This is a genomic window from Actinoplanes sp. 13 (assembly GCF_056134165.1).
Map to the genome: position 1 here is coordinate 123,372 of NZ_JBVYOQ010000014.1, position 20,721 is coordinate 144,092.

Here is a 20,721-nt window from a genome sequence, read left to right on the forward strand (position 1 = left end):
CGTCATCCGTCGCGGCGCCACTGGGCCGGTCACGGCGGATCGTGCCTGCGAAAGGATCGGTGCGAACGCGATGACGGGTCCAGCCCAGACCGAGGAACGCCTCTCGGAGGTTCGGTTCCTGACGGTTGCCGAGGTGGCCGCGCTCATGCGGGTTTCCAAGATGACCGTTTACCGGCTCGTGCACGGCGGTGATCTCACCGCGGTCCGGGTCGGCCGATCGTTCCGGGTGCCCGAGCACGCGGTACACGAGTATCTGCGCGGCGCGTTCTCACAGAGCGCTTGACGCGGAGCGCTTGAAGGCAGAGCGCTTGAACGCAGGGCGGCCGGGAAGTAGCGCGCGCCGGGAAGCAGGGCGCGCCGGGAAGTAGCGCGCGCCGGGAAGCAGGGCGCGCCGGGAAGCAGGGCGCGCTGAAAACAGGGCGCCTGAGGATCTGGGCACCGGCGACGGTGAGCGCCGCGGAGGCAGCGCACCGGAGCGGCGGAGCGCCTGACGGCCGGGGTCGTGTTGGCCCGGTAGGAGCATGCCGGTACGCTTGACCGGTTGGTTCCCGGGTCCGTGCGCCGTTCCGCGGCGCTGTCGCTCCCGGAGACCGTCCGGTCCGGTTCCGGCCACGTCCGCAAAGGCGTGTGCCAGGTCCCACTCACATGGTTTCGAGAGGCTTTTCGTATGGGCTCCGTGGTCAAGAAGCGCCGCAAGCGTATGGCGAAGAAGAAGCACCGCAAGCTGCTGCGCAAGACCCGCGTCCAGCGTCGCCGTCTCGGCAAGTGACGGCCGGCCGGGTGTGACACCCGGCCGTCACCGGCTCTTGCCGACAATCTCCGAGACTCTCCCTCGACGGGCGCTGCTTCACCCGGCGCCGCTTCGACGGGCACTGCTTCGCGAGACTCTGCACCGCAAGACTCCGCATCGAAAGGTGCACTCGTGGTGACCTCACCGCCCAGCGTTGTCGTGGTCACCGGAGTCAGCCGCTATCTCGGCGCTCGGGTGGCCGCACGCCTCGCCGCCGATCCTCGGATCGACCGTGTCGTCGGCCTGGATCCGCACGATCCGCCAGCACGGCTTCTCGGCCTGCTCAAGGACGTGGAACGGATCCGGGCCGACGCGCGCGCGGCCACCGAAGCGATCGCCGAGCTCGGCGCCGAAGCGGTCGTGCACCTGGCCGTGACCAGCGTGCCCGACCCGCAGCACGGCGGCCGCGCGGCGATGAAGGAACAGAACGTCATCGGCACCATGCAGGTGCTGGCGGCCGCGCAGGGCACCAGTCGCCTGCGCAAGATCGTGGTGCGGTCCTCCACGGCGGCGTACGGCGCCTCGTTCCGCGACCCCGCGGTCTTCACCGAGGACACCGAGCCCCGGGCCGTGCCGCGCGGGCCGTTCGCCCGCGACATCCTCGACATCGAGGGGTACGTGCGTGGCTTCCGCCGCCGCCGTCCCGAGGTCGCGGCCACCGTGCTCCGGTTCGCCCCGATGATCAGCGACTCCGCCGACACGTCGCTGACCCGATATTTCTCCCAGCCCGTGGTGCCGACAGTGCTGGGCCGCGACGCGCGGCTCCAGTTCGTGCACGTCGAGGACGCGCTGGAGATCCTGCACCGGTCGGTGACCGAGGACCATCCGGGCACCTACAACGTGGCCGGCGCGGGTGTGCTGATGCTCGCCCAGGCGGTGCGCCGGGCCGGTCGCCTCGCTCTGCCGCTTCCCGAGTCGGCGCTCTCCGCCGGTGCCGCGCTGCTGCGCAACCTCGGTGTCGAGCAGATCGGCCTGGACCAGATCGACCTCTTCGTGCACGGCCGCGTCGTGGACACCACCCGGCTGATCCGCGAGTTCGGCTTCACCCCGCGCACCACCACGGAGGCGTTCGAGGAGTTCATCAAGGCGCACGCGGCCGGCTCCACGCTCACGGCGGACCGGCTGGCCACCGCCGAGCGGGCGATCCTGGACGGGATCCGGCGGGTGCGCGCGGCGGCCGAGGCGCCGGCTGTCGAGCCGACGACCACCGGAGCGGCCGGCCGGCCGGCCGCCGGATCAGCCACCGCGGGACGGGACCGGTCATGAGCCAGGACGAGTTCCGCGACATGCTGCCCGGGCAGGCCGACTTCCAGCTGCCCTCGCCCGCCCCGGTGCAGCGGGTCAACGGGCGCCGGCCGATTCCGGAGGAACCCGTGGGGACGCAGCCGACGGCACCGCGCGCGGCGAACGACTCCGCCGGCGACAGCATCGACATCTGGGACCAGCGGGTCGCCAGGGGCCTGGCCTTCCTGCGCCGGCGACTCGCCGGGGCGTACGAGGTGGACGACTTCGGGTTCGACCCGGAGCTGGCCGAGTCGGTCTTCCACCCGATGCTCAAGGTGCTCTACCGGGACTGGTTCCGCACCGAGGTCCTCGGCATCGAGAACGTGCCGGCCGACGGCGGCGCCCTGGTGGTCGGTAACCACTCCGGCACGATCGCGCTGGACGCGCTGATGCTGACCGTCGCGATGCACGACAAGCACCCGGGCCGGCGGCATCTGCGCCTGCTCGGCGCCGACCTGGTCTTCCGGATGCCGGTGATGAGCGAGCTGGCCCGGGCGGCCGGCGCGACGGTGGCCTGCAACCCGGACGCCGAGCGCCTGATGACCAGCGGCCAGCTGGTGGGCGTCTTCCCGGAGGGCTTCAAGGGGATCGGCAAGCGCTTCGCGGATCGTTACAAGCTGCAGCGCTTCGGCCGCGGCGGGTTCGTCTCGGCCGCGCTGCGCACCGGCACCCCGATCGTCCCGGTGGCGATCGTCGGCGCCGAGGAGATCTATCCGATCCTCGCCGACCTGAAGCCGCTGGCCCGGCTCCTCGGCGTGCCGTACTTCCCGGTCACGCCCACCTTCCCGTGGCTGGGTCCGCTGGGCCTGGTGCCGCTGCCGAGCAAGTGGCTGATCCAGTTCTGCCCGCCGATCCCGACCGCGCACCTGACCGAGTTCGCCGACGACCCGCTGGTCGTCTACAACCTGGCCGACCAGGTGCGCGAGACGATTCAGGCCACGCTGCACGAGCTGCTGGAGAAGCGCCCGGACCCGTTCGGCCTGTGAGGGCGGGCCCGGCCCGGAAACGTGACGGATCGGCGTGAATCACTGGAGTGGTTCACGCCGTCCGTCCATAATGATGAGTGAGGGGCGGCCCTGGAGGTGAATCTCCGGCACCGCCCCTCGCCACGTTCGCTTCTAGAACAGGTCGCCGAGCACGCCGCCCAGCACACCGTCCTTCTTCTTCTCGTCCTCGGTCCCGTCCGTGGGCGGCGTGGTCGTCGCGCCGGACGGTTCGGGCGTCACGCTCGAGATCGTCGGGCGCTCCGTGGGCTCCTCGGACGTCGCCGATCCGGGCACCGCCGCCCCGCCGGTGGCGTCCGGCTTCGCGGTGGCGCCGCTCTTCGCCGGCTTCGGCGTGGAGCGCTCGCCGTCCTGCTTGCCCGTGCCCTTGCCGCCCTTCGACGGCTGCGGGCCGGAGTTCGCGGGACTCTCGGAGCCGCTGTCGCAGTCCTTCAGCTTCGGCCCGAGCCGGTCGGTTCCGGCCGGGACGACCTTGGCGCAGCCGAGCCCGTCCCGCAGATCGCCGGTGCGCCCGGCGACCTCCTCCAGCAGGGCCAGCGACTTGAACGCCCGGTCCTGGTTGTCCGCGGAGAGCGTCTCCAGGGCCGGCCCGAAGGTTTCCCGCTGCCCGGCGACGAAACCGTCCAGCGTGGTGAGCGGCTGCACGTCCTTGTTGGACACCGCCGAAGTGGTGAGCAACCGCACCCCCTTGCGGGTGTCCGCGTCCATGTCGTCCAGCACCGTGCGGAAACTGGGATCGGCGCCGTCCATGGCCACCGCCTCGGCCAACCGGGTCCTCGCGAAGTCCAGCGACAGCTGGCCCCGCGTCACGTCGGACCCGGCGATCGCCAGCTGGGCGCGCTCGGTGGACCGTTTCACGCTGTAGAGAGCGTCGCCGGGTGACGCGCTCTCACTCGCCGCGGAGATCCCGGACACGGCCATCGCGCCGGCGGCCACGCCGATCACGATGGCGCCCCGGGCCCGGATGCGGCGCCCGAAGAACGCTCGCCGGGCGCCGTCCGCGGTGTGCGCGGCCGGCTCGAAGTCGTCGGTGGCGGTACGGCCGATGCCGTCCCGCTCGGCCGTCGCGACCAGCATGGCGCGCAGGCCGACGCGGAACTCGGAGTCGACCGGCGCACCGGGCCGCGCCGTGGAGAGGCGGTTGCCGATGGCCACCAGCCGGTCGAGCTCCGCGCCGGCGTGGCCATGACTGTGGTGCCGGGCGCCGCCGGTCTCGTCGAGAAGTTCCGCGAAGCGCTCGGCGCTCCGGCGGTCCAGAAATGCGAACTTCACCGTGGGCACCTCCCCTCGCTCGTGACTGTCTCGCCGGCCTGCGGGCCGGCGTCGGCGACCCGGCCGGTAAAGACGGCCCGGGGTCGCATCCGGACAAACGCGCGACACGCGGCGCCGGTTACGGGTGTGCGGAGGTGCCATCGGGTATCGGAGATCGACATCCGGGAGCGCTTGATCAAGATTGGAACCCTTCCGGCAGGAGCCGGTTGAGCGCGCGCACGGCCCGGTACTGCAGAGCCTTGATGGCGCCCTCGTTCTTGCCCATGGTCTGCGCGGTCTCGGCGACCGAGAAACCCTGCAGGAACCGGAGCACGATGCACTCCTGCTGTTCCGGGTTGAGCTGCTTGACCGCCGTGAGCAGAGCGACGTTGGTGATGTGGTCGACCACCGCGGACTCCGGGCTGCCCTCCGGCCCCCGGTCCTCGCGGTCGGCGTCCAGGACGTCACCGGTGGTCACCTCGAGGCGGTACCGGCCCGACTTGAAGTGGTCGGCGACCAGGTTGCGGGCGATGGTGACCAGCCACGCGCCCAGGTCACGGCCCTGCCAGGTGAAGCTGCCGATCCGTTTGAGCGCGCGCAGGAAGGTGTCCGAGGTCAGGTCCTCGGCGAGTTGCCGGTTGCCGACCCGGAAGTAGACGAACCGGAAGACGGTGTCCACATACCGGTCGTAGATCAGTCCGAATGCCTCCGCCTCGCCGGCCTGCGCCCGCTCGACCAGCGCCCACACCTCGGCCGCCGGGTCCCCTCGGTCCGGCCGGGCCTTGGGTGGTGCCGACTCGGTCGGGGGACCGGTGGTGCTCTGCGTCGGCAGGACCACGGTGTGGTCCGGCGTGGCCGCCTCGGCCTCGGGCAGGTTGGACCGCTGGCCGGCGGTCGGTTGTGCGGGCGGACGCGGCACACCGGCCCGGCCACCGCTGTACTTGCCGTTGCCTCCGTGCGGCTGGGTGGCCGCCGGCGGACTGTTCGGAGTCCGGCGGCTGCCGGTCTGCTTCGGACTGTCACCGCGGATCGCGTTGACGACGAATGAGTCGCGCAGAACGTTCAACCCTCCAGTGAGCGCTTGTCGTGTCGCGAGGACGTCGCGCCGGAACGGGCCCTCGGCGTACACATGAGTCACTTCGCCTCCTCAACCCGGCGGGCCTGTGACGACCGCGAATCCGTCCCGCCAGACAGGGATTCGCCATGATTCCGTGCGTTGTGTGGCACAGCGGCCTCCTCGGGATGAGGGTGGTCACTCACAACAAAAGGGGTGGGGCAACCCGCTGAAACGCCGGTTGACCTCACCCGTTGGTGTGGATCCCGTTACACAGACCGGAAGTATCACCGGCATCGGACACGACGAGTCGCACACCGTGTGCGCTGCGCGCAAAGCCGCGAATCCCAGCAAAACGTGAATGCCGAAGGTCTCCTCCAACCTCGCCGGAACGGCGCCCGCCGGAACGGACCGGCTGTCCGGCATCCCGGTGGGAGGCGGGTTGTGCCAGACTCGGGCCTCGTGGAGGAACCCGCCCCCGCCGCGCCGGCCCGAGACGCGGTCGCCGAGGCCGCCGCCCGTCGTCCCGGCCGCACCGCGCTGATCGCCGGTGACACCGAGATCGACTGGGCGGAACTGGACACCAGGGTGTCCGCGGTCGCGCACTGGGTGGCGTCGCGCACGGCGCCGGGCGACCGGGTCGCGCTGCTGCTCGGCAACACGGTGGAGTTCGCGGCGGCCTATTTCGGCATCCTGCGGTCCGGCCGGGTGGCGGTGCCGCTCAACCCCGGATACACCGCGGACGAACGGGACCACGCGATCACCGACTCCGGTGCGGCACTCGTGATCGACCGTGCTCCGGTCGTACCCCCGCGGTCCGAAAGAGGAGGGGACGCTCTGCCGCAGCCGGCGGCAGACGATCTCGCGGTCCTGCTCTACACCTCGGGGACCAGCGGGCGGCCGAAGGGCGCAATGCTCACCCACGCCGCGCTCGCCGCCAACCACGATCAGCTCGGCCGGATCGAGCCGCCGGTGGCCGGCCCGGACGACATCATCCTGCTGACCGTGCCGTTCTTCCACGCCTACGGCCTGAACACCGGCCTGGGCGCCGTCGCGCACCACGCGGCGACCGGGGTGCTGGCCGAGCGGTTCGACGCCGAGGGCTCGCTGGAGCTGATCTCCCGGCACCGGGTGACCGTCACCGTCGGTGTGCCGGGCATGTACCTCGCCTGGTCACGGGTCCCGCAGGCAGCCGGCGCGCTGAGCGGCCTGCGGTCCGCCGTCTGCGGCGCGGCGCCGCTGGACAACGGGGTGGCGGCGCGCTTCAGCGCCCTGACCGGCAAGAACATCATCATCGGGTACGGCCTGACGGAGTCGGCGCCGGTGCTCACCACGACTGCGGTCAGTCACCGGGACAAGAGCGGGTCGATCGGCCGCCCGTTGCCCGGGGTGGAGCTGCTGCTGCGCGCCCGGGACGGCGCCGAGCTGTGGCGCGACGGCACCGCGTCGGTCGAGGAGGACCTCGCCGAGCTGGACCTGGCGCTCGCGGTCTCGGCGGGCACCGACCCGGGCGAGATCGTGGTGCGCGGGCCGAACCTCTTCTCCGGTTACTGGCCGGACGGCGCCGGTGGCCCGGACCCGGACGGCTGGTGGGCCACCGGGGACATCGCCTACGCCGACGGCGACGGCGACCTGGTCCTGGTCGACCGGATCGGCGAGATGATCCTGGTGAACGGTTTCAACGTCTACCCGGCTGAGATCGAACGGGTGCTGGACGCGCATCCGCGGGTGGCCGCCGTGGCCGTGGTCGCGGTCCCCGACCCGGAGAGCGGTCAGCGGCCGCACGCCTACGTGGTGCCGGCCGGCGATCCGCCGGCGGCCGGGAGCCGGCTGACCGTGACCGAGTTGCGGGTGCACTGCGCGGCCCGGCTGGCCCGGTTCAAACTGCCGACCATCGAGCTGGTCGCCGACCTGCCCCGGTCGCCGATCGGGAAGATCCGCAAGAGGGAACTCAGCTGATGACCAACCGCCTCACCCTGATCAGCCGCGTCGGATGCCACCTGTGCGAGGTGGCCGAGCAGACGCTGGAGCGGATCGCGCCCGGACAGTGGACCAAGGTCGACGTGGACTCCGACATCGAGCTGGAACGTGACTACGGTGACCGGGTGCCGGTGCTGCTGCTGGACGGCAAGGAGCACGGCTACTGGCGGATCGAGGAGGAGCGGCTGCTGCGAGATCTCGCTGGACAACCGGGTGAGCCCCGGTTGTAAGTTGGCTCCCCGTGACAGCAAAGCACCTGGTCTGGGACTGGAACGGAACCCTTCTCGACGATCTTCACCTGGTGGTCTCCTCGACCAACCACGCCTTCGCCACGGTCGGCGGCCGCGCCGTCGAGGCCGACGAGCACCGGCGGGCGTTCCGGCGTCCGGTCGCCGAGTTCTACGCCGAGATGCTGGGCCGGGCGGTGGACGCGGAGGAGTTCGGCCGGCTGGACCGGATCTTCCACGACGCGTACCGGGTCGGCCTCACCGACATCTCCCTCGCCGCCGACGCCACGGCCGCGATCCGCGCCTGGCCGGGAACCCAGTCGCTGCTCTCCATGTGGTTCCACGAGGAGCTGATCCCGGCCGTCGAGGGCCACGGGCTGACCGGCCTGTTCACCCGCATCGACGGCCTGCGCACCGAGGTGGGCGGCGACCTGAAGGCCGGGCATCTGGCGCGCCACCTGGCCGAACTCGGAGTGCCCGGCAGCGCCGTGGTGCTGATCGGCGACTCCCTCGACGACGCCACCGCGGCCGAGGCCGTCGGGGGGCAGGCGGTCCTCTACACGGGCGGTTTCACCGACCCGGCGCGGCTGCGCGCCTCGGGCCGTCCGGTGGCCGACACGCTGGTGGACGCGGTAAAGATGGCCATGTCACTCTGAGTCAAGTGGCTACGGCGGGGTCCGAGCGGTAATACTCGACAGGTCGGTCCGGCTAACACAGCTGGGTCGATCTTGTCCAATTGTCCCGACAAGATCGCGATTTGTGCACGCCTTCACAAGCGCCTACTCTGTGATTTCGAGAGCCCCGCTACCACAGCCACCCCACGAGGGTTCCACCGGTATCGCACAGACTGGGCTCACCGCAGGTTCGCCTCGTCGGCACGGAGTCAGATGAGTCAGCAGCGTCACGGAAGCACGCCCGGCAACGCCGGTGACGTCCCGGCCTTCCCGGAACTGCCGGAGGCGACCATCGCGCGGCTGCCGGAATATCTGCGCGCCCTTCACCACCTGGCCGAGACGGGCGCCGAAACGGTCTCCAGCGAGGGACTCGCCGCCGCCGCCGGGGTGAACTCCGCGAAACTCCGCAAGGATCTGTCCCACCTCGGGTCCTATGGAACCCGGGGCGTGGGGTACGACGTGGCCCTCCTGGTCCACCAGATCGAGTACATCCTGGGCCTGGACAAGAACCGGGCGGTCTGCCTGGTCGGAGTCGGCAACCTCGGTCACGCGCTGGCCGGTTACGCCGGGTTCGCCAGCCGGGGCTTCCGCGTCGTGGCGCTCTTCGACGCCGACCCGAACAAGGTCGGCGAAAGGATAAACGGTCTGGCCGTGCAGCACATCGACGAGCTGAGCCGGGTCGCGGCCGAGGAGTCGATCGCGATCGGCGTGATAGCGACCCCGCCGGGCACCGCCCAGTCGGTGGCCGACGCCCTGGTCGCGGCCGGTGTGACGAGCATCCTGAACTTCGCTCCCGGCGTCCTCTCGGTGCCGGCCAACGTCGACGTGCGCAAGGTGGACCTCGCGATCGAACTTCAGATCCTCTCGTTCCATGAACATCGCAAGGCGTCCCTGACCGCGCTGCCGGGAGGCCGGACAGCCGAGGCGGACGATCAGGAGGCGGTCAGCTCGTGAACCTGCTCAGCATCGGCGCGTCCTACCGGACCGCCGACGTCTCCGTCCTGGAACGGGTCGTCATCCCCGAGTCGGCGGTGCCCGGCGTGCTGCAGAAGCTCATCGCCCAGCCGTACGTGGGAGAGGCCGTCGTCGTCTCCACCTGCAACCGCGTCGAGGTGTACGCGGCGGTCAGCGGCTTCCACGGCGGGCTCGGCGACATCTGCAACGTGCTCGCCGAGCACTCCGGCATCCCTGCCAACGAACTGGCCGGCCACCTGTACGTGCACTACGGCGAAGCCGCCGTCCAGCACTCGTTCCGGGTCTCCGCGGGCCTCGACTCGATGGTCGTCGGCGAGGCGCAGATCCTCGGGCAGCTCCGTGATTCGTACCACGCGGCGACCGAGGCGGACTCGGCCGGCCGCCTGCTGCACGAGCTGATGCAGCAGGCGCTGCGGGTCGGCAAGCGCGCGCACGCCGAGACCGGCATCGACAAGGCCGGCCAGAGCGTGGTCACAGCCGCCCTCGACGTGGCCGGCGAACACCTCGGCGGCGACCTCACCGGACGGCCCGCGCTGGTGATCGGCGCCGGCGCGATGGGTGCGCTCTCGGTGGCCACGCTCACGCGTACCGGGGTGGGGCCGCTGCGCATCACCAACCGCAGCCCGGAGCGCGCCGGCCGGCTGGCCGAGGCGTACGGAGCCGTCGCGGTGCCGTTCGAGGAGCTCGAGACGGTCCTGCGCGAGGTGGACATCGTGGTCAGCGCGACCGCCTCCACCACCCCGGTGCTGACCCGGGACCGGCTGGCCGCCGTGCTCGCCGCCCGTGGCTCCGACGGGACGGCGGCGCCGCTGGTGGTGCTTGACCTCGCCGTGCCCCGGGACGTGGCGCCGGACGCCGCCGACCTGCCCGGCGTGGTGGTGGTCGACATCGACGGGCTGGCCGCGAGCCGACGGTCCCTGCCCGCGACGGCCGAGACCGCGGCGGTGGAGCAGATCGTCGCCACCGAGGTGGACAACTTCCTCGCCTGGATGCGCGGCGCCGAGATCGCCCCCACGGTGGCGGCCCTGCGCACGCGCGCCGAGTCGGTCGTCTCGGCCGAGATGCGCAAGCTCCTGTCGCGGCGGCCGGAATTCACCGAGGAGCAGCGGGCCGACGTTTCCCGTACCCTGCACCGGGTCGTCCAGCAGCTGCTGCATTCGCCGACCGTGCGGGTCCGGCAGCTGGCCGCCGAACCCGGCGGAGATCAGTACGCGGCGCTGCTGCGTGAGCTGTTCGATCTGGACGTGCCCCTCGCCACCCATGCCGACGCCGTGCCTGAGATCGGAGGTCGATCGTGAACCCACTCCGTCTCGGCACCCGGGGCAGCGCGCTGGCGCTCACCCAGTCGCAGCTGGTCGCCGACGAGGTGACCGCGAAGACGGGCCGCCCGGTCGAGCTGGTCCAGATCCTCACCACCGGCGACCGCTCCACGGCGCCGGTCGCCCAGCTGGGCGTGGGCGTGTTCGTCTCCGCGCTGCGGGACGCGCTGCTCGCCGGTGAGATCGACTTCGCCGTGCACTCGTACAAGGACCTGCCCACCGCCGACCACCCGCGGCTGCACATCGCCGCGGTGCCGCAGCGGGAGGACCCCCGGGACGCCCTGATCGCCCGCGACGGACTGACGCTCACCGAGCTCCCACCGGGCTCGGTCATCGGCACCGGGGCGGTGCGCCGAATCGCGCAATTGCATGCCTTGGGCCTAGAGTTGCAGGTCACGCCGATCCGGGGGAACGTCGACTCGCGCATCGCCCGGGTCCTGGGACCCGGTGCCGACCTCGATGCCGTCGTCCTGGCCCGGGCCGGTGTGGCTCGTCTCGGCCGGTCGACGGAGATCACCGAGACGCTCGACCCGATGCTCATGCTGCCCGCCCCCGCTCAGGGAGCGCTGGCAGTGGAGTGCCGGGCCGGCGACACCGACCTGATCGAGCTGCTGGCCGCACTCGATCACGCACCGAGTCGCGCCGCCGTCGTGGCGGAGCGGTCGATGCTTGCCACGCTCGAGGCCGGGTGCTCCGCCCCGGTCGCGGCACACGCCGAGTTCGCCGAAGGCGAGGACGGTGACGAGATCTACCTGCGCGGTGCGGTGATCAGCCCGGACGGGCTCCGAGCCATCCGACTGTCGCGCACCGGAACGCCCGCCGGCGCGGCGGAGATCGGCAAGGCGCTCGCCACCGATCTCCTCGACGCCGGAGCCGATACCCTGATGGGGAGCACAGAATGACCACCCGCACCGCCCGTAAGCCAGCCGGACGCATCGCGTTCATCGGCGCCGGACCCGGCGACCCGGAGCTGCTGACCCGCCGCGCGTACGCGGCGCTGACCGATGCCGACCAGGTGGTCTACGACCGTGGCGTCCCCGATTCGCTGCTGAGCGCGATCCGTTCCGGCGCGAAGGACGACGCTCAGTTCAGCCCCGCCGAGGGCGCGCCCGGCGACGTCGCCAAGGTGCTCCTGTCCGCCGCCAAGTCCGGGCTCTCCGCCGTGCACCTGGTCGCCGGTGACCCGTTCGGGCACGACTCGGTGGTCAAGGAGGTGCAGGCGGTCGCACGGACCGCGGTGCACTTCGAGGTGATCCCGGGCATCGGGCAGGCCGAAGGCGTCGCCGCCTACGCCGGCGTGCCGTTGCCCGGCGTGCGCATCGCCGCCGACGTCGACGACATCGCCACCCTGGACTTCGACGCGCTCGCCGCGGCGGCCCAGAAGGGCTCGTTCGCGGTCGCCGTGGACGCGGGCGACCTCGCCGCGGTCCGCGACGGGCTGCTCGCGGCCGGGGTCGAGCCGGGCGTCCCGGTCGGCGTGACCGGCGACGGCACCGGCGAGACCCAGTACACGACCACCTCAACGGTGGACAGCTTCGTCGCTGCGGCGCTCGGCTTCACCGGCCGGGTGGTGCTGACCGTCGGCGCCGAGGTGGCCGAGCGCGACACCCTCAGCTGGTGGGAGAACCGCCCGCTGTACGGGTGGAAGGTGCTCGTCCCCCGGACCAAGGAGCAGGCCGGCGCGATGAGTGCCCGGCTCCGGGCGTACGGGGCCATCCCGTGCGAGGTGCCGACCATCGCGGTCGAGCCGCCCCGCACGCCGGCCCAGATGGAGCGCGCGGTCAAGGGCCTGGTCGACGGCCGGTACGCCTGGGTGATCTTCACCTCGGTGAACGCGGTCCGCGCGGTCTGGGAGAAGTTCGGCGAGCACGGTCTCGACGCCCGCCACTTCGGCGGCGTGAAGATCGCCTGCATCGGTGAGGCCACCGCCGACGCGGTCCGCGCGTTCGGCATCCAGCCCGAGCTGATCCCGTCCGGCGAGCAGTCCAGCGAGGGTCTCCTGGCCGAGTTCTCGCCGCACGACGAGATCCTCGACCCGGTCGGCCGGGTGCTGCTGCCGCGCGCCGACATCGCCACCGAGACCCTCGCCGCCGGGCTCATCGAGCGTGGCTGGGAGGTCGACGACGTGACCGCGTACCGGACGGTTCGCGCGGCCCCGCCGCCCGCCGAGATCCGCGACGCGATCAAGTCCGGCGGTTTCGACGCGGTGCTGTTCACCTCGTCCTCGACGGTGCGGAACCTGGTCGGCATCGCCGGCAAGCCGCACGCCCGTACAGTGGTCGCCGTGATCGGCCCGAAGACCGCCGAGACCGCTGTCGAGTTCGGCCTGCGGGTCGACACCCAGCCGCAGACGGCGTCGGTCCCGGACCTGGTCGAGGCCCTCGCCGAGTACGCGCTGGAGCTGCGCGAGAAGCTGGCCGCGATGCCGGCCAAGCAGCGCCGGGGCTCGAAGGTCCAGGGCCCCACCGCTCTCCGTTTCCGCTGATCTCGTGAAAGCGCGCCGGCAGCCGCCGGCGCGCTTCTTCCGTGTAGGAGCGCCGATGTCCTTCCCTGACATTCGCCCGCGCCGGCTCCGGCGCACCCCGGCGATCCGCCGCCTGGTGGAAGAGACCCGGGTCGCCCCGTCCGAACTGGTCCTGCCGCTCTTCCTCAAGGAGGGGCTGACCGAGGCCCGGCCGATCAGCTCGCTGCCCGGCGTCGTCCAGCACTCCCGCGAGTCACTGCGCAAGGCCGCGCACGAGGCGGTCAGCGCGGGCGTCGGCGGGCTCATGCTCTTCGGGGTGCCGGAGAACGCCAACAAGGACGAGACCGGCTCGGCCGGGCTCGACCCGGACGGCGTCCTCAACGCCGGGCTCCGTGACCTGAAGGCCGAGCTGGGCGACAGCACGGTCATCATGAGCGACCTGTGCCTCGACGAGTTCACCTCGCACGGGCACTGCGGCGTGCTCGCCGCGGACGGCTCGGTGGACAACGACGCCACGCTGGAGATCTATGCCAGGATGGCGGTCGCGCAGGCCGACGCCGGGGCGCACATGGTCGGTCCGTCCGGGATGATGGACGGCCAGATCGGCGTGGTCCGCAAGGCCCTCGACGCCGCCGGCCACCAGGACGTGGCGGTGCTCGCCTACTCGGCGAAATACGCGGGCGCCTTCTACGGGCCGTTCCGTGAGGCCGTGGAGTCCAGCCTGCAGGGCGACCGCCGGCAGTACCAGCAGGACCCGCCGAACCTGCGGGAGGCGCTGCGCGAGGTCGACCTGGACGTGGCCGAGGGCGCGGACATCGTGATGGTCAAGCCGGCGCTGCCGTACCTCGACGTGATCGCCGCGATCCGGGACCGGGTCACCGTGCCGGTCGCGGCCTATCAGGTCTCCGGTGAGTACGCGATGGTCGAGGCGGCCGCGGCCAACGGCTGGATCGACCGGGAGCGGGTCATGGTGGAGTCGCTGACCTCGATCAAGCGGGCCGGCGCCCAGATCATCCTCACGTACTGGGCCACCGAGGTCGCCCACCTGCTCCGCTGACCCCCAGCGTGGGGAGTTGGGGTGCGATACGCGCCCGAAGTCCCCACGCAGCTCTGCGCCACCTGTGTGGTGACTTGAGGTCCCGTGCGCACCCCACTCCCCACGCTGGGTGGGGTGTCAGGGGTCGGTGGGCTCCAGCGTCTGCACGAGCTGCGTGACGTCGGCGATGTACTCGAACCAGTCGCGGTCGGACTGGTAACCCAGCTCCGCGTTGACCTTGAGCATCGACTCGTTGTGCTGCGCGTTCCACGTCTGCACCTGGCGCAGGCCGGGCTCGGCGGCGCGCAGTTCGAAGAGCATCCGCGCCTTGATGGCCCGGTCGATGCCGTAACCACGGTGCTCCCGCACGACGATCGTGTCGTACTGATCGGCCCGCTCCGGGTGCTGCGCCGGGACGACCACCTCGGTCAGCCCGGCGACGGCGCCGGTGGCGTCGTGGATGGCGAGCACGATGTACGGCTTCAGGCCCCGCTTGTGCAGGGTGTCCAGTGACTCGCGCAACCGTTGCGGGTCGGACGAGCGGGGCTGCAGGTCGAGATCGTCGTCGTCGTGCTGCGCCTCGGCCTTGGCCAGCGCGTACGCCTCGAGGAGCGGGTCGGGCGGGCCGCCCGGGTGGTACTCGATGCGGTAGCCGGCGCTGATGCCGCCGGCCATCGCTCCCAGGGCCGGCCAGTCCACCGTGTCCAGGTTGAGCACGCTGCGTGTCTCCACGTACTCCCGCTCGAAGCCGAGTGACTCGTAGAACGGGATCGCCGTGGTGCCGCCGATGGCCTCCACGCCGATCGAGGAGAAACCCTCCAGATATGCCCGGCGGGCCGCCATCGCGACCAGCTGCCGCCCCAGGCCACGGCGGCGCAGCTCGGGCCGGACCAGCACCTCGAGCACGCCGATGTCGCCGAGCAGCAGGATGCTGACGTGGGCGAAGATGCGGCCCTCACCCTCGGGGAGACGGTCGTCCTCGGCGATCCAGGTGATCCGCCGCTCGCCCGGCATGGTCTCCGCCAGATAGTCGCGGACCTGCACGTCACGCCAGGGTGGATCGTCCGGGAGATCGGCAGCCATGATGGCGTTGACCATCTCCACGAGCGAGTGGATCTCGGTCGCGGACGCGGAGCGGGGATCCCATTCACGCACCCTCACTCGTACATCGTGCCGTTCAACGGACCTTCAGGGAAGTGCCCACCACGCAAAATGTACCGGCGCGCTCACCCAGCGTCGCGACCCCGGACCACTGTCGAACCGCTTCGGACCTGCTAGGACGGTCCTTTGAGGTAGGCGCGGCGCTAGGTCATACCGCTTCGGCGTAACTACGTGCGGCTGCGCACGCCGTAGTCGTTGGCCGCAGTGAAGACGTCCTGCGCGTACTGCCGGACGTCGTTGTAGGTCAGCACCGCGTCCCACCAGGAGTCGGCCCGGGCCATGTCGCGGCCACCCTTGCAGAGGTACGCCGCGGCGGTCAGCGCGGCGTCGTCGATGTCGTTGGGGTCCTTCGCGCCGTTGTTGTCGGCGTCGACGGCCGTCGCCTGCCAGGTGGCCGGAATGAACTGCATCGGGCCGATCGCCCGGTCATAGGTGGTGTCGCCGTCGAGCGTGCCGCGATCGGTGTCCCGGATCATCTGGCGTCCGCCCTGCCCGTCCAGCGGCAGGCCGCGGATGGGCGGCGTGGTCACCCCGTCCGCCCCGAGCACCGCTCCCTCGTGGCTGCCGTGCCCCGACTCGATCTTGCCGATGGCGGCGAGCGTGGTCCAGCTCAGGTGACAGGAGGGCGTGGTTCTCGCGGTGACGAGCTCGGCGTAGCCGTATGCCTGGACAGCGACGACCGGGATGCCGACGCGGGTGCCGACCTGCTGCGCCCAGCTCGCCAGCGCGTCGGCCGGCCGGGCGCCGGTCGCGGTGGGCTGGGCGGTCGGGAGGCCGGTCGCCGGCAGGGTCCCGGTGGGCGGCGCGGCGCCGGTGGTGGCCCCCGGGGCGCCGCCGGGGAGCGTGGGACCGCCGGGGACCGCGGGGTCGCTCCAGCCTGCGCTGGGCGCCGCGGACTGGCCGGTGAACGTGGGGGTGGCGGTCGGGGCGGCGGCCTCCAGGGCGCGCGGGACCAGATAGGCCCCGGACGTCCCGGCGAGCACCACGAGGCCGACGACGACGAGACCGGGCAGGACCACGCGGCCCACCGGACCGCGTGCCCAGGTGGCGGTCGCCCGGCCACCCTTGCCGACGGCGGCCAGCGGCCGGAACCGGCGGGTGGCGGCGCCCGCCGCCGCGGCAGCCGGCACAGCCGCCTTGCCCGCGGCGTCTTTGCCCGTGCCTTCCTTGGCCGCGCCCTCTTTGCCCGTGCCCTCCTTGGCCGTGCCCTCCTTGGCCGCGCCCTCCTTGGCCGCGCCCTCCTTGGCCGCGCCCTCTTTGCCCGTGCCGTCCGTCGAGGCGCTGTCCTTGCCGGTCGCATCCTTGGGGGCGTCGCCCTTGGAAGCGTCGCCCTTGGGGGTGGCGTCCTTGTCCGCGGCGTCCTTGGCTGCGCTGTCCTTGACGGCGTCCTTGGCAGCGTCCTCGGCGGAGGGCTCCTTAACCGGGCCGCTCGGGGCCGCGGCCTTCGTCTCGGCCGGCTTCTCCGGGCTGTCCTTCGCTGCTTCAGGCTTCGAGGGCGCTGCCGGTGTCTCGGCCGTGGGCGTCGTGGGCGCGTCCTCAGCCGGCGGGACCTCGCTGCCGGACGTCACCGCCGACTCCGGAGCCGGCTCACGCACATCCGACTTGTCCGACTCGCTGGGATCCCCGCTCGGCGCCGCGCCGGAACTGCCCAGCGGCCCGCGCTGATGTGGTGCCGCGGAGCGCAACTCCGGCACCTCTCCTGGGGTCTTTCGCGCCTCCGCCACAGATCGACCCTACCCGCCCGTGTCACTGGACGGGGAGGTCGCCGGGGCCCTGTGGCCAAGTCGCCGTGCGCCGACCCTGGCATGGGCCCTACGCTGGTCTGATGCCGCGTTATGAGTACCGGTGCCGCGCCTGCGGCGCCACCTTCGAGGTCAACCGTCCGATGCGGGAGGCGACCGCCGCGGCCGCCTGTCCGGAGGGCCACGCCGACACTGTCAAGCTGCTGTCCACAGTCGCCGTCACCGGCCGCGGCGGTGGCGCGCCGGCAGCCCCGGCCGGTGGTGGCGGCTGCTGTGGTGGCGGCTGCGGCTGCTGACCAACTGATCACCCGCCCGGCCGGCCGCGCGGCCGATCCCGGCACGGCCGGCCCCGGCTCGACTTCCTGGGCAAGGCTGTGCGGCGAGGCGCGTCGACTTCGGCCGGTGAGCCCGCGCTCGCACGCCGTACCCGTTCCGTTGCCCCATATGGGTACACCCGAACGGCCTGACGGTTTTGGCTGAGCGCGGCGTTTCCGTGTTCGATCTCTTTCGTTACGAGACGCGTAGTCCCGTATGCCGCCGTCGATCCCGCGATCAGTTCGTCCTCCGTACGGGGTAGGCCGTGGCGCATAAATGATTACCGTCCGTTTCTAGGATGGGCGGTGACGCAGAGATACGGCAACATGAGGCGTGACTTCCACAAAGGGGGCGGAGGTTCCACCGTGTCGGGACGGAGCGAGCTACCTAGCGGTCTGGTGACCTTCATGTTCACCGACATCGAGGGCTCGACACGCCTCGCCCGGATGCTTGGCGAGGCGTACCGGGATGTTCTCGGAGCGCATCGATCGGTGCTACGCGCTGTGTTCAGAAACTACGACGGTGTCGAACTGTTAACTGAGGGTGATTCCTTCTTCGTCGCCTTCTCGAATGCTGACGCCGCTGTTGCCGCGTGCGTCGAGGCGCAGCGCCGACTGTCCGGTCACGACTGGCCCCGGGCCGACGCGGTGCCCCGCGTCCGGATGGGACTGCACACCGGGCGGGCCACACCGATCGGCCAGGAATACGCGAGCGCCGAGGTGCACCGCGCCGCACGCGTCTCCGCCGCCGCCCACGGCGGCCAGATCCTTTGCTCCGAGGCGACCACGCTGGCCGTGACCACGACCTATGCCACCGCCGGCGTGCCCACCGCTGCCGCCGCGATGCTGGCCACCGTGGACCTGCTCGACCTGGGCCCGTTCCGGCTGCGCGGCTTCGACGACGACGAGCGGCTGTTCCAGGTGATCGCGCCCGGACTGGATCGTGACTTCCCCCGGCCACGCACCGCCGCGGCGCCACGGCACAACCTGCCCGCCGAGCACAGCCTCTTCATCGGCCGGCGTGCCGAGTCCGCCGAGCTGGCCGAGTTGATCAGCCACTGTCGGCTGGTGTCGGTGGTGGGACCGGGCGGTGCCGGCAAGACGCGACTCACGCATGCGGTCGCCGAGCGCCTGCTTCCGGCGTACCCCGATGGTGTTTGGACGATCGATGCCGCCACCGCGGCGAACGGCCTGCCCAGCGCCTTGGCCGCGGCCCTCGGCCTGCGCCCCGAGCCGGGCCGTCCGATGATCGACACCCTGGTCGAGCAGTGCGCCGAGCGGCGGATGCTGGTGCTGTTACAGACCTGCGACGCGGCGCCCGCGCTCACCGCCAATCTGGTCCACCGCCTGCTCAGCCGGTGCCGGCGGTTGGACGTCGTGGCCACCGGGCGCGCGCCGCTCGGTCTCGCCGGCGAGACCGTCTGGCGGATCCCGCCGCTCGTGCCGGCCGACTCGTTCGCGCTGCTCAAGGACCGTGCGTCGCTGGCGCAGGGCGGCCGGGCGGGTGACGGTGAGGCGCAGCTGGCGCGGTTGGCGGCCCGGCTGGAGGGGTCGCCGCTGGCGATCGAGCTGGCCGCCGCGCGGCTTCGGCTGCTGCCGGCCGAGCAGCTCGCCCGGCGCCTCGACGATCCGCTCGGCGCGCTGGACAACGACGCGGCCGGCGACGGACGGCACGCCAGCCTGGCCAACAATCTGGCCTGGTCCTATCGAACCCTGGGGAGCCGGGCGGCGGGTCTGCTGCACCGGCTGGCGGTCTTCGCGGGGCCGGTGGACCTCGCGACCGTCGAGTGGTGCGGCGCCGAGGCGCTCGGCGCGCTCTCCGAGCTTGCCGACAAATCACTGGTCGAGGTGGTGCCCGGCCCGCGCTACCGGCTTTCCGATCAGGTACGCGCGTACGCGCTGCGCCGACTCGCCGCGGTCGGCGAGGAGCCGGACGCACGCGACCAGCACCTCGCCTGGTCGCTGCGCATCGTCGAGACCGTCACGGTGGACACCGACGGCCAGGCGCGCACGGTGTCGCTGACCGAGCTGAGCCCGTACGTCGGGGAGTGGGAGTCGGCGCTGCGCTGGGCCGCGACCGGCGGTGACGTGCGGGCCGGGTTGCGGCTGGCCGGCGTGCTCGATCCGTGGTGGCGGGAACACGGCGGTGCGGGCGCGGGACGTGAGCTGCTCTCCCTGCTCTATCAGCGGATCGGCGCGGAGCAGGCCGGGCCCGCCGAGCTGGCCGGGGCGTACCTGGTGCACGCGGGGCTCGCCGACGACCGCGCCGAGCGGGAGCGCTACCTGCGCCGGTCGGAGGAGGCGGCCCGCGAGTGCGGTGATCCGGTGCTGCTGATCCGGGTGCTGGCCGCACGCCAGGCGCAGGTGGAGCGCGCCGGCGACGGCGCGGAGCAGGCCTGCCGGGAGGTGATCGCCGAGGCCGAGCGGGTCGGCTCGCCGGCCGCCGCGCTGCCGGCCGTGCTGGCCCTGGCCGAGCTGCTCTGGCGGCGGGACGCGCTGGGCGAGGCCGCCGAGCTGCTGGGCGCCGCGCGCCAGCTGGAGGCCGAGCATCCGGAGGATCGCGGCCGCCGCACCGTCGACTGGCTGCTCGGCATGGTCGCGCTGCGCCGCGGTGACCTGGTCGCCGCCCACGACCACCTGGTGGTCGCGCTGCGGTCCCGGCTGCGGCACGGGTTCCGGGGCGCCGCGGCGGACGCGGTGGCGGCGATCGCGGTGCGCTGCGTGCTCGGCGATGACCCGGTAACCGCGACGGTGCTCTTCGGCGGGGCGGAGGCGGCGTCCGGCGCGCGCCGGACCGAGTCGTTCGGCGCCTTCTGGTCGGCCCAGCAGCAGGCGTTGCGCGTCGCGCTGGGCGATGCGGCCTTCGATGCGGCGTACGCCGACGGGGCCGGCCTCGGATTCGATCAGATCGTGGCGATGGCGCTGGCCGTCGAGCACCCGGACCTCGAGAACGGCGCGGCCCGCTTCGCGCAGATCGCCCGCTAACCCTCGCCCCAGTGCACGGTGGCCTGGTAATAGGTCCAGGCCACCGTGTTGCAGACCGGCTGCACCACGACGCGGTACCCGTCGCAGGTCCGGCGCAGATCCGCCCGGAACGTCTCGTCCAGCCGGCGCTTGTGCAGCTCGAACGTCCCGGCCGCCCGGTAGTTGCGGTACCCGAAGTCGTGGTGCCGGCAGGCGTTGCGGAAGGTGAAGCCGAACGGCCGCTCCGGGGCGTGCGAGCAGTGGTCGGTGGACCAGTCGAAGTCGTACGCGGCCCACTTCGCCCGGTCCCGCCGCGCGGCGTTCCACTCGGCAGTGCTGGCCGCGGTCGGCTGGGTCCAGCGCAGCAGGAGGGCGGCCTTGTCGACGTCCGCCCCCCGAGCCGGCCCGATCGGCCATATCATCGTGCCCGCCAGCATGATGCCCGCTACGGCGGCGCGGCGGATCGCAGGGCGCGTCATCGT

Annotated in this window: 19 protein-coding genes; 14 read left to right on the forward strand and 5 right to left on the reverse strand. The window is 72.1% G+C overall.

What is annotated here, in order from left to right:
* Window positions 1-70: 70 nt before the first annotated feature.
* The 4 genes from AC0NH5_RS25495 to AC0NH5_RS25510 all read left to right on the forward strand — a co-directional run bounded on the left by AC0NH5_RS25495 (window position 71) and on the right by AC0NH5_RS25510 (window position 3,060).
* A complete protein-coding gene (locus tag AC0NH5_RS25495; protein WP_014447695.1) occupies window positions 71-283 on the forward strand; it encodes a helix-turn-helix domain-containing protein in 213 nt (70 codons plus the stop codon).
* Window positions 284-667: 384 nt separating this feature from the next.
* Window positions 668-769, forward strand: coding sequence for a 30S ribosomal protein bS22 (locus tag AC0NH5_RS25500; protein WP_007465623.1), 102 nt, complete (start codon window positions 668-670; stop codon window positions 767-769).
* A 153-nt stretch (window positions 770-922) separates the two neighbouring features.
* Window positions 923-2,056, forward strand: coding sequence for an NAD-dependent epimerase/dehydratase family protein (locus AC0NH5_RS25505; protein WP_474408331.1), 1,134 nt, complete (start codon window positions 923-925; stop codon window positions 2,054-2,056).
* A complete protein-coding gene (locus tag AC0NH5_RS25510) occupies window positions 2,053-3,060 on the forward strand; it encodes a lysophospholipid acyltransferase family protein (protein ID WP_474408333.1) in 1,008 nt (335 codons plus the stop codon). The genes AC0NH5_RS25505 and AC0NH5_RS25510 overlap by 4 nt, the downstream gene beginning before the upstream one ends.
* 132 nt (window positions 3,061-3,192) lie before the next feature.
* On the opposite strand, the gene AC0NH5_RS25515 is transcribed toward AC0NH5_RS25510, so the two are convergent.
* Both AC0NH5_RS25515 and AC0NH5_RS25520 read right to left on the reverse strand, forming a co-directional pair.
* Window positions 3,193-4,350, reverse strand: a complete 1,158-nt coding sequence (locus tag AC0NH5_RS25515; RefSeq protein ID WP_474408335.1) for a DUF5667 domain-containing protein — start codon at window positions 4,348-4,350, stop codon at window positions 3,193-3,195.
* 175 nt (window positions 4,351-4,525) lie between these two features.
* The gene (locus AC0NH5_RS25520) at window positions 4,526-5,386 is read right to left on the reverse strand and encodes an ECF subfamily RNA polymerase sigma factor, BldN family (RefSeq protein WP_474408478.1); all 861 of its coding nucleotides are present in this window, start codon (window positions 5,384-5,386) and stop codon (window positions 4,526-4,528) included.
* Window positions 5,387-5,845: 459 nt separating this feature from the next.
* Between AC0NH5_RS25520 and AC0NH5_RS25525 the strand changes: the two genes are divergently transcribed.
* From AC0NH5_RS25525 to hemB, 8 genes are all read left to right on the forward strand, one after another.
* A complete protein-coding gene (locus AC0NH5_RS25525; protein ID WP_474408337.1) occupies window positions 5,846-7,342 on the forward strand; it encodes a class I adenylate-forming enzyme family protein in 1,497 nt (498 codons plus the stop codon).
* Window positions 7,339-7,593, forward strand: coding sequence for a glutaredoxin family protein (locus tag AC0NH5_RS25530; RefSeq protein WP_474408480.1), 255 nt, complete (start codon window positions 7,339-7,341; stop codon window positions 7,591-7,593). Before AC0NH5_RS25525 ends, AC0NH5_RS25530 begins: the two co-directional genes overlap by 4 nt.
* Before the next feature lie 11 nt (window positions 7,594-7,604).
* Window positions 7,605-8,246 carry an HAD family hydrolase gene (locus AC0NH5_RS25535; RefSeq protein ID WP_474408339.1) on the forward strand — a complete coding sequence of 214 codons (642 nt, stop codon included), beginning with the start codon at window positions 7,605-7,607 and terminating at the stop codon, window positions 8,244-8,246.
* 231 nt (window positions 8,247-8,477) lie between these two features.
* A complete protein-coding gene (locus AC0NH5_RS25540; RefSeq protein ID WP_474408340.1) occupies window positions 8,478-9,218 on the forward strand; it encodes a redox-sensing transcriptional repressor Rex in 741 nt (246 codons plus the stop codon).
* Entirely contained in the window at window positions 9,215-10,537 is a 1,323-nt protein-coding gene (locus AC0NH5_RS25545) for a glutamyl-tRNA reductase (RefSeq protein WP_474408342.1), read from the forward strand. The genes AC0NH5_RS25540 and AC0NH5_RS25545 overlap by 4 nt, the downstream gene beginning before the upstream one ends.
* Complete coding sequence (hemC, locus tag AC0NH5_RS25550) at window positions 10,531-11,460, forward strand: hydroxymethylbilane synthase (protein ID WP_474408482.1); 930 nt, start codon at window positions 10,531-10,533, stop codon at window positions 11,458-11,460. The genes AC0NH5_RS25545 and hemC overlap by 7 nt, the downstream gene beginning before the upstream one ends.
* Window positions 11,457-13,043 (forward strand): bifunctional uroporphyrinogen-III C-methyltransferase/uroporphyrinogen-III synthase, encoded by a 1,587-nt coding sequence (locus AC0NH5_RS25555; RefSeq protein WP_474408344.1) that lies wholly within the window; start codon window positions 11,457-11,459, stop codon window positions 13,041-13,043. The genes hemC and AC0NH5_RS25555 overlap by 4 nt, the downstream gene beginning before the upstream one ends.
* A gap of 55 nt (window positions 13,044-13,098) precedes the next feature.
* On the forward strand, window positions 13,099-14,079 hold the full coding sequence (gene hemB / locus AC0NH5_RS25560) for a porphobilinogen synthase (RefSeq protein ID WP_474408346.1): 981 nt from the start codon (window positions 13,099-13,101) through the stop codon (window positions 14,077-14,079).
* Window positions 14,080-14,196: 117 nt separating this feature from the next.
* On the opposite strand, the gene AC0NH5_RS25565 is transcribed toward hemB, so the two are convergent.
* Window positions 14,197-15,156 (reverse strand): GNAT family N-acetyltransferase, encoded by a 960-nt coding sequence (locus tag AC0NH5_RS25565; RefSeq protein ID WP_474408484.1) that lies wholly within the window; start codon window positions 15,154-15,156, stop codon window positions 14,197-14,199.
* A gap of 230 nt (window positions 15,157-15,386) precedes the next feature.
* Complete coding sequence (locus AC0NH5_RS25570; RefSeq protein WP_474408348.1) at window positions 15,387-16,943, reverse strand: lytic murein transglycosylase; 1,557 nt, start codon at window positions 16,941-16,943, stop codon at window positions 15,387-15,389.
* A 101-nt stretch (window positions 16,944-17,044) separates the two neighbouring features.
* Here AC0NH5_RS25570 and AC0NH5_RS25575 point away from each other — a divergent pair, with 101 nt between their 5' ends.
* Both AC0NH5_RS25575 and AC0NH5_RS25580 read left to right on the forward strand, forming a co-directional pair.
* The gene (locus AC0NH5_RS25575) at window positions 17,045-17,257 is read left to right on the forward strand and encodes an FmdB family zinc ribbon protein (RefSeq protein WP_474408350.1); all 213 of its coding nucleotides are present in this window, start codon (window positions 17,045-17,047) and stop codon (window positions 17,255-17,257) included.
* 384 nt (window positions 17,258-17,641) lie between these two features.
* Window positions 17,642-20,260, forward strand: a complete 2,619-nt coding sequence (locus AC0NH5_RS25580) for an ATP-binding protein (protein WP_474408352.1) — start codon at window positions 17,642-17,644, stop codon at window positions 20,258-20,260.
* On the opposite strand, the gene AC0NH5_RS25585 is transcribed toward AC0NH5_RS25580, so the two are convergent.
* Window positions 20,257-20,718, reverse strand: a complete 462-nt coding sequence (locus AC0NH5_RS25585; RefSeq protein WP_474408354.1) for a phospholipase — start codon at window positions 20,716-20,718, stop codon at window positions 20,257-20,259. The two genes, AC0NH5_RS25580 and AC0NH5_RS25585, sit on opposite strands and share 4 nt — an antisense overlap.
* Window positions 20,719-20,721 lie beyond the last annotated feature (3 nt).

Excerpts from the sequence above, each read along its gene's own strand:
- AC0NH5_RS25555 (WP_474408344.1), top strand. The coding sequence starts at position 11,457 with ATGACCACCCGCACCGCCCGTAAGCCAGCCGGACGCATCGCGTTCATC.
- hemB (WP_474408346.1), top strand. The coding sequence starts at position 13,099 with ATGTCCTTCCCTGACATTCGCCCGCGCCGGCTCCGGCGCACCCCGGCG.
- AC0NH5_RS25565 (WP_474408484.1), bottom strand. The coding sequence starts at position 15,156 with ATGGTCAACGCCATCATGGCTGCCGATCTCCCGGACGATCCACCCTGG.
- AC0NH5_RS25500 (WP_007465623.1), top strand. The coding sequence starts at position 668 with ATGGGCTCCGTGGTCAAGAAGCGCCGCAAGCGTATGGCGAAGAAGAAG.
- AC0NH5_RS25510 (WP_474408333.1), top strand. The coding sequence starts at position 2,053 with ATGAGCCAGGACGAGTTCCGCGACATGCTGCCCGGGCAGGCCGACTTC.
- AC0NH5_RS25575 (WP_474408350.1), top strand. The coding sequence starts at position 17,045 with ATGCCGCGTTATGAGTACCGGTGCCGCGCCTGCGGCGCCACCTTCGAG.
- AC0NH5_RS25495 (WP_014447695.1), top strand. The coding sequence starts at position 71 with ATGACGGGTCCAGCCCAGACCGAGGAACGCCTCTCGGAGGTTCGGTTC.
- AC0NH5_RS25585 (WP_474408354.1), bottom strand. The coding sequence starts at position 20,718 with ATGACGCGCCCTGCGATCCGCCGCGCCGCCGTAGCGGGCATCATGCTG.
- AC0NH5_RS25540 (WP_474408340.1), top strand. The coding sequence starts at position 8,478 with ATGAGTCAGCAGCGTCACGGAAGCACGCCCGGCAACGCCGGTGACGTC.